This is a genomic window from Burkholderia sp. Bp9090, from assembly GCF_003857985.1.
GTDB lineage: Bacteria > Pseudomonadota > Gammaproteobacteria > Burkholderiales > Burkholderiaceae > Burkholderia.
Genome location: NZ_QTPV01000045.1, coordinates 12,038 through 24,592 on the forward strand (window position 1 = coordinate 12,038; position 12,555 = coordinate 24,592).

The following is a 12,555-nucleotide window of genomic DNA, read 5'->3' on the forward strand; positions in this document are numbered from 1 at the left end:
AGGCGGCTGCGAGCGGTCCGTCAGCACATCCCGCCGTTGGCGCGGAGGATCTGGCCGTTGATCCACGCGCCGTCCGGGCTGGCGAGGAAGGCGACGACGCGCGCGATGTCGTCGGGCTGGCCCAGCCGCTCGAGCGGGTTCAGCTTCGCGAGCCGATCGACCAGCTCGGGGCTCTTGCCCTGCAGGAACAGTTCGGTGGCGACCGGCCCCGGCGCGACGGCGTTCACGCGGACACCGCGCCCGCGCATTTCCTGCGCGAGTACCTGCGTGAGGCTTTCGACCGCCGCCTTGCTTGCCACGTACACGCCGTAAGTCGGCATGCGCATGCCGATCACGCTGGTCGACAGGTTGATGATGCGTCCGCCGTCGCGCACGCGCCTTGCCGCTTCGCGGCATACGTTGAACGCGCCTTTCACGTTGATGGCGATTGTTTCGTCGAAGAGCGCATCGTCGCAGTCGGCGATCGCCGCCAGCTTCATCACGCCCGCGGAATTGACCACCACATCCAGGCCGCCGAATGCCTCGTGGGCGGCGTCGAACAGCGCGGCCACGGCCGCCGGGTCGGCGACGTTCGCCTGCACGGCGACGGCATGGCCGCCGTCGGCGAGGATCGCATCGACGACTTCGCGGGCCGGCCCGGCGCCGCCGGCATAGTTGACGACGACCCGGAAGCCGTCCCGGGCGAGCTGGCGGGCGATTTCCGCACCGATGCCGCGCGACGAACCTGTGACGAGGGCGACCTGTTCCGATGTGCTCATTTCCTGCTCCTGATGAGGGTTGAATGCCGTTCCATCCGGCGACAGGACTAATGTAGGCTTCTTCGATCAATAAAAATAATGAATAATGGTCAGTCAATGAATGACTGGAAGTATGTCTTATGGGGTTCGACAGCAGGCTGCTCAGCGGTATCGGCGTGCTCTCCGCGGTGATCGAGGCCGGCACCTTCGCGCGGGCAGGCGAGGCGATGGGACTGACCCAACCGGCAGTGAGCCGCGCCGTCGCCCGACTGGAACAACGCGTCGGCATCCGCATCTTCAACCGGACGGCGCGTGCGATCACGTTGACCGACGAAGGGCGACGCTTTTACGAGGCGGTCGCGCCGCTGCTGGCCGGCATCGAGGAGGCGGCGCTCGACGCCGGCCAGTCGAAGGCGCGCGTGAGGGGGCGGCTGCGCGTGAACGTGGACGGCACGTTCGGCCACTACGTGCTCGCGCCGCGGATGGCGGAATTCCTCGACCGCTTTCCCGACCTGTCGGTCGAGATCAGCGCGCGGGATCGGATGGGCGACCTCGTCGCCGACGGATTCGATGTGGCAGTGCGCTTCGGCATCCCGGAGCCGTCGTCATATCGTGCGCGACTGCTGCTCGAGACGCGCGTGCTGACCTGCGCGTCGGCCGCGTACGTCGCGCGTCATGGCGAACCGCGACACCCGCGGGATCTCGCGGCCGGTCACCGGTGCGTGCTGATTCGCGATCCGGTGACGGGGCGACCGTACGAATGGGAATTTCATCGCGGCAAGGAAGTCGTGCCGGTCGACGTCGCCGGCAGACTGATGGTGAATGACACCGGCGGGCTGCTCGGCGCGTGCGTTGGCGGCGTCGGCATTGCGCAACTGCTGGAACTCTATGCCCGCGACGTCCTGGCCGAAGGGCGGTTGGTCCAGCTGCTGCCGGAATGGGCGGACGAGACGTTCCCGCTTTATGCGTATCACCATGCGTCGAACCTCGTTGCCGCGAAAGTGCGGGTGTTTCTGGAGTTCGTCCGCGAGTTGATGGCCTGAGTGCGTCGGGCGGCGGGGCGCCATCGGTTCACTCGGTGCGGTGCGGGATGCTGTCCGGGAACGGGTAGGGCGCGTGCGGCCCTGGCCAGTCGGGCACGGGCGGCTCGCGCAGCAGGTCGCATCCGCCCAGCATGATCGACAACAGCGCGGCAAGCACGCAGCGGCGGATCGGGCTCGAAAAGAAGACGCGCGTGGACATGAGCGGCCTCCGTGCTTGCGTGTCCTGATGCTTGGACCGCCGGGCAAGGGCGTGCGTTGCGGCGTGCGTGGCGCGCGCAACAAACAAAAAACCCGCGAAGCGGCGAGCTTGCGCGGGTTTCGACAGTGCAGCGCATTGACGCTGCGAAAGACTGGTGCCCAGGGCCGGAATCGAACCGGCACGCCTTGCGGCGGGGGATTTTGAGTCCCCTGCGTCTACCAATTTCACCACCTGGGCTTTGATCCTGGCCGCGCATGCGATTCGTACTGATTGTGCGCGGCGAAGCGCGAATTATGGCGGAAAACGGGGCACCGGGCAAGCTGTCCGGCGACCGCCCGTGCGTTACTGGCTCAGATAGACGAATCGGCCCTGCTTCACGATCCCCATCACGCTCGCGCGCTGATCGAGCCCCACGTGATCCTTGTCGCTGGTGTTGACGACGCCGTTCGGCACGACGAGTTCGTGCGCGCGTTCGAGTTCGCGCCGCAGCGCCGCGCGGAAGCCCGGCGTGCCGGGCTGCGCGGCCTTGAGCGCGCGGCCGACCGCGTCGGCGAGGCGCGGGTACACGCCCGCCGCGTCGCCCGCGAACTGGGTGACCGTGCCGGCGCCGTATTTCGCTTCATACGCATCGACGAACGCGAGCGCGGCCTTGCGTGCCGGATGGTCGGCAGGCAGCGTGCGCGCGACGACCACCGGCTGGGTCGGGAACAGCGTCCCGTCGACGTCCTTGCCGCCGAGCTTGATGAATTCCGGCGTGGCGATCCCGTGCGTCTGGTAGATCTCGCCCTTGTAGCCGCGCTCGATCAGCGTGCGTTGCGGCAGCACGGCCGGCGTGCCCGAGCCGGCGATCAGGATCGCGTCGGGCTTCGCGGCGATCAGCTTCAGTGCCTGGCCGGTGACGCTCGCGTCGGTGCGGTTGAAGCGTTCCGTCGCGATCACGCGGATCTTGCGGACTTCCGCGAAGCGCGTGAATTCGTTCAGCCAGCTGTCGCCATAGCTGTCCGCGAAGCCGATGAAGCCGACCGTCTTCACACCGTGGTTGGCCATGTAGCGCGTCATCACGTCGGCCATCGCGCTGTCGCTCTGCGCCATCTTGAATGCCCAGGTCCGCGCGCCTTCCTGCGGCTCGACGATCGCGCCGGAGCCGACCAGCGTGATCATCGGCGTCTGGGCGGCGGCTACCGCGTCGAGCGCCGCGAGCGCGGCCGGCGTGATGTTCGGCCCGACCACGACGTCGACGCGATCCTCGTCGACCAGCTTGCGGATGTTGCGCACGGCCGCGCCCGGGTCGGACGCGTCGTCGAGCACCGTCACCTGCACCGGCTGCCCGGCGATCGTCTTCGGCCACATCAGGATTGCGTTCTTGCTGGTGATGCCGATCGCGGCGGCCGGGCCGGTCGACGACAGGTCGACGCCGACCTTCAGGTCGGCATGCGCGGCCGCGCAGGCGAGCACGAGGGCGGCGCCGGCGGCGCGGCGCAACAGGGCGGGAAGCGTCATGCGGAAATCTCCGTCGGGCAATAAAAAGGGGCGCGATTTGCGCCCCTGTCGTTATACCTGTCTGTCAAAGCTCGTACGATTCGGATTCGCCCTTGAGCGCCTGCTCGATCAGCTTGCGGTTCAGCGTCGGCGACAGCAGCTCGACGAGCGTATACACATAGCTGCGCAAATAGGCGCCCTGCTTGAGCGCGACACGCGTCACGTTGCTGCCGAACAGGTGGCCGACCGGAATCAGCCGCAGGTTGCGGTCGCGCTCCGGGTTGAATGCGATGTCGGCCATGATCCCGACGCCCAGGCCGAGTTCGACGTAGGTCTTGATCACGTCGGCGTCGATCGCCTCCAGCACGATGTCCGGCGACAGCCCGCGCAGCGCGAACGCATGATTGATCTTCTTGCGGCCGGCGAACGCGTCGTCGTACGTGATCAGCGGGTACTGCGCGAGATCGTCCAGCGTGACCGGCTTGCGTTCGAGTAGCGGATGGTCGGCCGGCACCACGGCCGCGTGATGCCACTGGAAGCAGGGCAGCGACACGAGTTCCTTGTAGTCGGCGATCGCCTCGGTCGCGATCGCGAGATCGGCCTGGTCGTGGATCACCATCTCGGCGACCTGCGTCGGGCTGCCCTGCAGGATCGACAGGTGCACCTTCGGGAAGCGCTTCTTGAACTCGGCGATCGCGGCCGGCAGCGAGTAGCGGGCCTGCGTGTGGGTGGCGGCGATCGTCAGGTTGCCCTGATCCTGCGCCGCGTAATCTTTTCCGACCCTTTTAAGGCTTTCAACTTCCTGCAGGATCCGCTCGACCGATGCGAGGATGATCCTGCCCGGCTCGGTGAGCGAGCGCACGCGCTTGCCGTGCCGCGTGAAGATCTCCACGCCGAGCTCGTCCTCGAGCTCGATGATCGCCTTCGACACCCCCGGTTGCGACGTGTAGAGCGCCTTGGCGGCCTCGGTGAGGTTGAAATTCTGCCGGACGGCCTCGCGCACGAAGCGAAATTGGTGCAGGTTCATTTATAACCCTTCCGCATATCAACAGAATTTTTTAGTCGTTTGAAATATAAGGCGAGTTTATTACGATTCACCGGAGTTTTTCAAATATGGATATCTGTTTTCGTCATTAGCAATCCAGCCGGGCCGCGCAAGGCCGGCGATGGCGGCGGAACGGAGATTCGGGCGCGACGTGGCTAGGACGTCGCGCGGTCACCACGAAAACCCCTGGGGTCCCCGAATGTATCAGTACGACCAATACGACCAGACGATCGTCGACGAGCGTGTCGCGCAGTACCGCGATCAGGTGCGCCGCCGGCTGTCGGGCGAGTTGAGCGAAGAAGAATTCCGTCCGCTGCGCCTGCAGAACGGCCTGTACATGCAGCGCCACGCGTACATGCACCGCATCGCGATTCCGTACGGCAACCTGCGCAGCGACCAACTGCGGATGCTGGCGCGCATCGCCCGCGAACACGACCGCGGCTACGGCCACTTCTCGACCCGCTCGAACATCCAGTTCAACTGGATCCAGCTCGAGGAAACGCCGGAGATCCTCGCGAAGCTCGCGTCGGTGCAGATGCACGGCATCCAGACCTCGGGCAACTGCATCCGCAACATCACGGCGGACCAGTTCGCGGGCGTCGCCCAGGACGAGGAAATCGATCCGCGTCCGTGGTCGGAAATCCTGCGCCAGTGGTCGACGTTCCATCCCGAATTCGCGTGGCTGCCGCGCAAGTTCAAGATCGCGGTGTCGGGCTCGACGCACGACCGCGCGGCCGTGCAGATCCACGATCTCGGCGTGTACCTGAAGAAGAACGCGCAGGGCGAGGTGGTCGCGAGCATCCTCGCGGGCGGCGGCCTCGGCCGTACGCCGATCATCGGCGCGGTGATCAAGGAAGACCTGCCGTGGCAGCACCTGCTCACCTATTGCGAAGCCGTGCTGCGCGTATACAACCGCTACGGCCGCCGCGACAACCTGTACAAGGCGCGTATCAAGATCCTCGTGAAGGCGCTGTCGCCCGCGAAGTTCGCGCAGCAGGTCGAGGAAGAGTGGCAGCACCTGAAGGACGGCCCGTCGACGCTCACGCAGGCGGAAGTCGACCGCGTGTCGCAGTACTTCCAGCCGCCCGTCTACGAGAAGCTGGCCGACACCGACGCGTCGTTCGAACAGCACCTGCTCGAGAACAAGGCGTTCGCGCGCTGGGTCGAGCGCAACGTCGCGCCGCACAAGGTGCCGGGCTATGCCGCGGTCACGCTGTCGCTGAAGGACCACCGCGTCGCCCCGGGCGACGCGACCGACGCGCAGATGGACCTGGTGGCCGACTGGGCAGACGCGTACTCGCTTGGCGAACTGCGCGTGTCGCACGAGCAGAACCTGATCCTCGCGAACGTGAAGAAGCGCGACCTGTTCACGGTGTGGGAAAAGGCGAAGGCGGCCAGCTTCGCGACGCCGAACGTCGGCCTGCTGACCGACATCATCGCGTGCCCGGGCGGCGATTTCTGCTCGCTCGCGAACGCGAAGTCGATCCCGATCGCGCTGGCGATCCAGCAGCGTTTCGAAGATCTGGACTACGTGTACGATCTCGGCGACCTGTCGCTGAACATTTCCGGTTGCATGAACTCGTGCGGTCATCATCACGTGGGCAACATCGGCATCCTCGGCGTCGACAAGGACGGTGCCGAGTGGTACCAGGTGTCGCTCGGCGGCGAGCAGGGCACGGGCCGCAACGGCGCGCGCCTCGGCCGCGTGATCGGGCCGTCGTTCTCCGCGGAGGAAGTGCCGGGCGTGATCGCGAAGCTGATCGACACGTTCGTCGAGGCACGCATCGACGGCGAGCGCTTCATCGACACGTACGACCGCATCGGCATCGCTCCGTTCAAGGAGCGCGTGTATGCGGCGCGCCAGGCAGTCAACGCGTAACCAACCGGGTAGAAGGAATTTGCAGATGGCTTCGATTATCAAGAACCGCGCAGTGATCGACGACGCATGGCAGGTCGTGCGCGCGGCGGAAGACGGTGCGCTGCCCGCGGTCGACGCATTGCCGGCCGGCAAGGTGCTGGTGCCGTTCACCCTGTGGCAGGCCGAGCGCGCGGCGCTCGTCGCCGCGAAGGCGAAGGACGAACTCGGCGTGTGGCTCGCGCCGGACAGCGAGCCGGCCGATCTGGTGGCCGACTTCGGTGCGATCTCGCTGATCGCCGTCGATTTCCCGCGCTTCGCGGACGGCCGCGGCTACAGCATCGCGCGCCTGCTGCGCGAGCGCCACGGCTGGACCGGCGAGCTGCGCGCGATCGGCGACGTGCTGCGCGACCAGCTGCTGTACATGTCGCGTTGCGGCTTCGACGCGTTCGCGGTGCGTGCCGACAAGGACATCCACGATGCACTGAACGCGTTCGGCGAATTCACGCAGCGTTACCAGGGCGCATTCGACGAGCCGGCGCCGCTGTTCCGCCGCCGCGCGGCCGCGGCCGACGCGAAGGTGAGCGCATGAGCGCCGCGACCGCACTGACGCCCGAACTGGCCGCGAAGGTCGAGCGCCTCGACGCGCTGCTCGCGCAGATCGGCGCGCGCCACGAGAAGGTGAAGTTCGCGAGCAGCCTCGCCGCGGAAGACATGCTGCTCACGCACGCGATCCTGTCGAAGGGCGTGTCGATCGGCATCTTCTCGCTGAACACCGGCCGCCTGCATGCGGAAACGCTGGACATGATCGACCGCGTGCGCGAGCGCTACGGCTACGAGATCGAGCAGTTTCATCCGCAGCAGGACGCGGTCGACCAGTACGTCGCCGAGCACGGCCTGAACGCATTCTACGAAAGCGTCGAGCTGCGCAAGTCGTGCTGCCACATCCGCAAGGTCGAGCCGCTGAACCGCGCGCTGGCCGACGTCGGCGCGTGGGTCACGGGCCAGCGTCGCGAGCAGTCGGTCACGCGTGCGGAGCTGCACGAGGAAGAACAGGACGAAGCGCGCGGTATCGCGAAGTACAACCCGCTCGCCGACTGGACGGAAGCCGACGTGTGGGCGTACCTGAAGGCGTTCGACGTGCCGGTCAACCCGCTGCACGCGCGCGGCTATCCGAGCATCGGCTGCGAGCCGTGTACGCGCGCGATCCGCCCCGGCGAGGACAGCCGGGCGGGCCGCTGGTGGTGGGAGTCGCGCGACACGAAGGAATGCGGGCTGCACATCACGATCACGCCGATTCCCGCGAACGCCGAAGCCGGCGCCGCGCACTGAAAGCCGACAAGAAACCGAATATTGCGCCGCCCGCGACAGCGGGCGGCACGAACCCAGAAGAGAAGGACTGAAATCATGAGCACGACGCTCGAGCAATCCGCCTTTGCCCCGCCCACCGGTGCCGACGACCGCATGGGCCACCTCGACTGGCTCGAAGCCGAGTCGATCCACATCCTGCGCGAACTCGTTGCCGAATGCAGCAAGCCGGCGCTGTTGTTCTCGGGCGGCAAGGACTCGGTCGTCGTGCTGCACCTCGCGCTGAAGGCGTTCGGCCTCGGCGCGAACCGCAAGACGACGCTGCCGTTCCCGCTCGTGCACATCGACACGGGCCACAACTACGAGGAAGTGATCGACTTCCGCGACCGCCGCGCGCAGGAGCTTGGCGCCGAGCTGGTGGTCGGCCACGTCGAGGATTCGATCAAGCGCGGCACCGTCGTGCTGCGCCGCGAAACCGATTCGCGCAACGCCGCGCAGGCCGTCACGCTGCTCGAGACGATCGAACAGCACGGCTACACGGCGCTGATCGGCGGCGCGCGCCGCGACGAAGAGAAGGCGCGCGCGAAGGAGCGGATCTTCTCGTTCCGCGACGAATTCGGCCAGTGGGATCCGAAGGCGCAGCGCCCGGAACTGTGGAGCCTGTACAACGCACGCCTGCACAACGGCGAGCACCTGCGCGTGTTCCCGATCTCGAACTGGACGGAACTCGACGTGTGGCAGTACATCGCGCGCGAAAACCTCGAACTGCCGTCGATCTACTACGCGCACCAGCGCGAGATCGTGCGCCGCAACGGGCTGCTCGTGCCGGTCACGCCGCTCACGCCGATGCGTGACGGCGAGACGAGCGAACTCGCGCAGGTGCGCTTCCGTACCGTTGGCGACATCAGCTGCACGTGCCCGGTCGAGAGCGACGCGGACGACGTCGAGAAGATCATCGCCGAGACGGCGGTGACCGAGATCACCGAACGCGGCGCGACCCGGATGGACGACCAGGCATCCGAAGCCGCGATGGAACAGCGCAAGAAGCAAGGTTATTTCTGAAGCACACGAGGACATTCACATCATGAGCATCATCGAGAACAACGAAGACCTCGGCGTGTTGCGCTTCATCACCGCGGGCAGCGTCGACGACGGCAAGAGCACGCTGATCGGCCGCCTGCTGTACGACAGCAAGGCCGTGTTGTCGGACCAGCTGTCCGCGCTGTCGCGCGCGAAGAACAAGCGCACGGTCGGCGACGAGATCGACCTCGCGCTGCTGACGGACGGGCTCGAAGCCGAGCGCGAGCAGGGCATCACGATCGACGTCGCCTACCGCTATTTCGCGACCGCGAAGCGCAAGTTCATCATCGCCGACACGCCGGGCCACGAGCAGTACACGCGCAACATGGTGACGGGCGCATCGACCGCGCATGCGGCGATCATCCTGGTCGACGCGACGCGCGTGACGATCGAGAACGGCGTCGCGGAACTGCTGCCGCAAACGAAGCGCCACAGCGCGATCGTGAAGCTGCTCGCGCTGCAGCACGTGATCGTCGCGATCAACAAGATGGACCTGATCGACTACAGCGAAGCACGCTTCAACGAGATCCGCGACGCGTACGTCGCGCTCGCGAAGCAGCTCGGCCTGAAGGACGTGCGTTTCGTGCCGGTGTCGGCGCTGAAGGGCGACAACATCGTCGGCGCGAGCGAGCGCATGCCGTGGTACGCGGGCGAACCGCTGCTCGACGTGCTCGAATCGCTGCCGGTCGAGACGCAGGCGCATGACGCGCTGCGCTTCCCGGTGCAGTGGGTCGCACGCCAGGACGGCAGCTCGGCCGACGATTTCCGCGGCTACATGGGCCGGATCGAATCGGGCGAGGTGAAGGTCGGTGACGAAATCGTCGTGCTGCCGTCGAACCGCACCGCGACGGTCGCCGAGATCATCGCGCCGGTGCCGGGCGGCACGGCGGCGGTCGCGCACGCGTTCGCGGGCCAGACGGTGACGATTCGCCTCGAACAGGACGTCGACGTGTCGCGCGGCGACATGTTCGTCACGACCGCCGAGACGGTCGCGCCGGCGAAGAAGCTCGAGGCGGACCTGTGCTGGTTCGACGAGACGCCGCTGTCGCCGCAGCGCAAGTACCTGCTGAAGCAGACCACGAGCACGGTGTTCGCGAAGATCGGCGCGGTCAAGGAAGTGCTCGACGTGCATACGCTGTCGCACGCGACCGACCGCCAGGAACTGAAGATGAACGACATCGGCCGCGTCGCGCTGACGCTGCAGAAGCCGATCGTCTGCGACACCTACGACGCGCACCCGGGCACGGGCGCGTTCGTGCTGATCGACGAGGCGACGCACCACACGGTCGCCGCCGGCATGATTCGGGCGTTCTCGGCGTAACGGGCTTAACCGGCGGTCAGCGCCGCCCTCGCGGCGGCGCGGGCCGGCCGCCGTCCGCACGAGCAGGACCCCAAGCGAAGCGACAAACATGGGCAAGGTATATCTGATCGGAGCAGGGCCGGGCGCTGCGGACCTCATCACGGTGCGCGGCATGCGGCTGCTCGAACAAGCCGACGTCGTGCTGCACGACGCGCTCGTCGAGCCGGCGATGCTCGACTACGCACCGAACGCGCGCAAGATCGCGGTCGGCAAGCGTTGCGGGCAGCGTTCGACCGCGCAGCATTTCATCAACAAGCAGATCGTCGACGCGGCGCGCGAGCACGCGTGCGTGGTGCGCCTGAAGGGCGGCGACCCGATGCTGTTCGGTCGCGCCGAAGAGGAAATGCGCGCGCTCGAAGCGGCGGGCATCGACTACGAGGTCGTGCCGGGCATCACCGCGGCGCTGGCCGGCGCGGCGACGCTGAAGCGCTCGCTGACGTTGCGCGGCGTGTCGCGCAGCGTCGCGTTCGCGACGCACAGCCGCGCACCGGGCAGCGACGAGATTCGCGAGGCCGCGCGCGCCGATTCGATCGTCTACTACATGGGCCGCGACAGTGCGCCGGGCATCGCGCAGGAACTGATCGACGCGGGCCGTGCGAGCGCGACGCCGGTGGCGATCGTCGAGGCTTGCAGCACCGCGCGCGAGCGCACGCTGACGCTGACGCTCGGGCAGATGGCGGCGGGCGGCGCACAGGCGTGGCTCGACCCGGCGGAACCGAGCCTGCTGATGATCGGCGATGCGTTCGCCGAACGCGTGCGGCACGCGAAAGAGGGCGCTGCGTTGCAGGATGCGGCCTGAGTCGAACGTGCGATCCGCAGGCAAAAAAAGCGCCGGCTTCCGAAGCCGGCGCTTTTTTGTTTGGGCTCGCCGCTTCGGCCAGCGATGCGCTTACGCGTCGCGGCCGAGCTGGTCGATGCAGTAGCGCGCGATCGCATCGAGCACGCCGTCGTCTTCCCCGACGGCCGTCGCGCAACGGATCTCGACGCCCGGATGCGTGGCGCGGCACGCGTCGACGAGCTGCGGCAGGTCGCGGCGGACATGTCCGCCCTGACCGAAGAACACGGGCACCACGGTGATGCGCGTGCAGCCGGCCGCGACTTGCGCGGCGACGGCCGTATCGAGCGACGGCGTCATCAGTTCGAGAAACGCGAGCGACACGTGCGGAGCAGGGGAGCCGGCCCCGCGCAGCCGCGCGGCGAGCCGCTCGAACGGCTCGGCCCAGCGCGGATCGCGTGCGCCGTGGCCGAACAGGACGATGCCGTGCGAACTCATGTCGAAGCCTCCGTCGTGACGGCGCTCAGTGCCGGTCGACCCACTTGAGCGCGAACAGGCCGAGCGCGAGATAGATGAGGCCCGGCGTCGCCGCGGTCAGCGGCGCGGGCCACGTGTTCAGCGTGCCGATGTGCGAGAACAGCGTGTTGAGCAGCTGGAAGCTCATGCCGAGCATGATGCCGCCGAACACCTTCACGCCGACCACGCCGGCACGCGTGTGCAGGTACGCGAACGGCAGCGACAGCACGAGCATCACAAACACCGCGAACGGGTAGAGCAGCTTGCGCCACAGCGCGATGTCGTAGCGCTGCGTGTCCTGCTGGTTTTCGCGCAAGTGCTGGATGTAGCGGAACAGGTTGATGAGCGACATCCGTTCCGGCGACACGAGCAGCACCGACAGGATCTGCGGCGTCAGGTCCGAGCGCAGCCGGTATTCGGGCAGCGTCACCTGCTGCGACCGGTACACGGGGTTCAGCGCGTCGGCCGGTTCGCCGCCGATTGGCTTGATCGGCGTCAGTTCGGTTTCCGTGACGCCCTTGAGCAGCCAGTGGCCGGGCGGCTCGTAGCGGCCCGTCTGCGCGATCCGCACGTTCTGCAGCTGGAATTTCGAGTCGAACTCGTAGATGCGCACGTTGCTGATCGTCGAGTCGGGCGACAGGCTGCCGACGTTCACGAAGCGCGTGACCTGCTCGCCGTTCTCGCGGGCCGCGAGCGTGTCCTTCACCCACACGCCCGACTGGAAGTTCGACGACACCGACGCGCCGAGCGCCTGCAGCCGCACGCGTTCGGACAGCTGGTCGGCGTACGGGCCGACGAACTCGCCGATCAGGTAGGTGATGATCACGAGCGGGACGCCGATCTTCAGCAGCGAGCGCAGCGCCTGGTTGGTCGCGAGGCCCGACACGCGGAAGATCGTGAATTCCGAGTTCGCGGCCATCTGCGCGAACACGTAGATCGCGCTGATCAGCGCGGCGACCGGGATGATCTCGTAGAAGCGCGACGGGGTCTGCAGCGCGACGCGCAGCACCGCGTAGCCGAACTTGTAGTTGCCGTGCCCGACCGAGTTCAGTTCGCTGATCAGGTCGAAGAAGAAGAACAGGCCCGAGAACGCGAACAGGATGAAGATGAACGTGACGTAGATCTGCCGCGCGAAGTATTTTTCATAGAGCCGCATCG

13 protein-coding genes and 1 tRNA gene are annotated in these 12,555 nt (G+C 66.9%); 7 read left to right on the plus strand and 7 right to left on the minus strand.

Annotated features, from left to right (window positions below; translation table 11 throughout):
• Positions 1–20: 20 nt before the first annotated feature.
• Complete coding sequence (locus DIE16_RS29635) at positions 21–758, minus strand: SDR family oxidoreductase (RefSeq protein WP_124488479.1); 738 nt, start codon at positions 756–758, stop codon at positions 21–23.
• A gap of 119 nt (positions 759–877) precedes the next feature.
• Here DIE16_RS29635 and DIE16_RS29640 point away from each other — a divergent pair, with 119 nt between their 5' ends.
• Complete coding sequence (locus tag DIE16_RS29640) at positions 878–1,780, plus strand: LysR family transcriptional regulator (protein ID WP_124893947.1); 903 nt, start codon at positions 878–880, stop codon at positions 1,778–1,780.
• A gap of 28 nt (positions 1,781–1,808) precedes the next feature.
• Here DIE16_RS29640 and DIE16_RS36790 read toward each other — a convergent pair whose 3' ends face one another.
• The 4 genes from DIE16_RS36790 to DIE16_RS29655 all read right to left on the minus strand — a co-directional run bounded on the left by DIE16_RS36790 (position 1,809) and on the right by DIE16_RS29655 (position 4,485).
• Complete coding sequence (locus tag DIE16_RS36790) at positions 1,809–1,979, minus strand: hypothetical protein (RefSeq protein ID WP_185500424.1); 171 nt, start codon at positions 1,977–1,979, stop codon at positions 1,809–1,811.
• A gap of 152 nt (positions 1,980–2,131) precedes the next feature.
• Positions 2,132–2,216: transfer RNA gene (locus DIE16_RS29645), tRNA-Leu, on the minus strand.
• Positions 2,217–2,321: 105 nt separating this feature from the next.
• Complete coding sequence (locus DIE16_RS29650) at positions 2,322–3,479, minus strand: ABC transporter substrate-binding protein (RefSeq protein WP_124893948.1); 1,158 nt, start codon at positions 3,477–3,479, stop codon at positions 2,322–2,324.
• 64 nt (positions 3,480–3,543) lie between these two features.
• A complete protein-coding gene (locus DIE16_RS29655) occupies positions 3,544–4,485 on the minus strand; it encodes a CysB family HTH-type transcriptional regulator (protein WP_009689198.1) in 942 nt (313 codons plus the stop codon).
• Between the two features lie 217 nt (positions 4,486–4,702).
• Here DIE16_RS29655 and DIE16_RS29660 point away from each other — a divergent pair, with 217 nt between their 5' ends.
• From DIE16_RS29660 to cobA, 6 genes are all read left to right on the plus strand, one after another.
• Positions 4,703–6,382, plus strand: a complete 1,680-nt coding sequence (locus DIE16_RS29660; protein WP_044845617.1) for a nitrite/sulfite reductase — start codon at positions 4,703–4,705, stop codon at positions 6,380–6,382.
• A gap of 25 nt (positions 6,383–6,407) precedes the next feature.
• Complete coding sequence (locus DIE16_RS29665; RefSeq protein WP_124666009.1) at positions 6,408–6,950, plus strand: DUF934 domain-containing protein; 543 nt, start codon at positions 6,408–6,410, stop codon at positions 6,948–6,950.
• Positions 6,947–7,690: a phosphoadenylyl-sulfate reductase gene (locus DIE16_RS29670; protein WP_124893949.1), complete on the plus strand. Its 744-nt coding sequence runs from the start codon at positions 6,947–6,949 to the stop codon at positions 7,688–7,690. The genes DIE16_RS29665 and DIE16_RS29670 overlap by 4 nt, the downstream gene beginning before the upstream one ends.
• A 75-nt stretch (positions 7,691–7,765) precedes the next feature.
• Positions 7,766–8,728, plus strand: coding sequence for a sulfate adenylyltransferase subunit CysD (gene cysD, locus DIE16_RS29675; RefSeq protein WP_044845620.1), 963 nt, complete (start codon positions 7,766–7,768; stop codon positions 8,726–8,728).
• A 22-nt stretch (positions 8,729–8,750) separates the two neighbouring features.
• Positions 8,751–10,067: a sulfate adenylyltransferase subunit 1 gene (locus DIE16_RS29680; protein ID WP_124666008.1), complete on the plus strand. Its 1,317-nt coding sequence runs from the start codon at positions 8,751–8,753 to the stop codon at positions 10,065–10,067.
• An 88-nt stretch (positions 10,068–10,155) separates the two neighbouring features.
• Complete coding sequence (gene cobA, locus DIE16_RS29685) at positions 10,156–10,905, plus strand: uroporphyrinogen-III C-methyltransferase (RefSeq protein WP_124893950.1); 750 nt, start codon at positions 10,156–10,158, stop codon at positions 10,903–10,905.
• Between the two features lie 90 nt (positions 10,906–10,995).
• On the opposite strand, the gene DIE16_RS29690 is transcribed toward cobA, so the two are convergent.
• Together DIE16_RS29690 and lptG are read right to left on the minus strand one after the other, a co-directional pair.
• Positions 10,996–11,379, minus strand: coding sequence for a sirohydrochlorin chelatase (locus DIE16_RS29690; protein WP_044845623.1), 384 nt, complete (start codon positions 11,377–11,379; stop codon positions 10,996–10,998).
• 25 nt (positions 11,380–11,404) lie between these two features.
• A complete protein-coding gene (lptG, locus tag DIE16_RS29695) occupies positions 11,405–12,553 on the minus strand; it encodes an LPS export ABC transporter permease LptG (RefSeq protein WP_124488472.1) in 1,149 nt (382 codons plus the stop codon).
• Between the last annotated feature and the right edge of the window lie 2 nt (positions 12,554–12,555).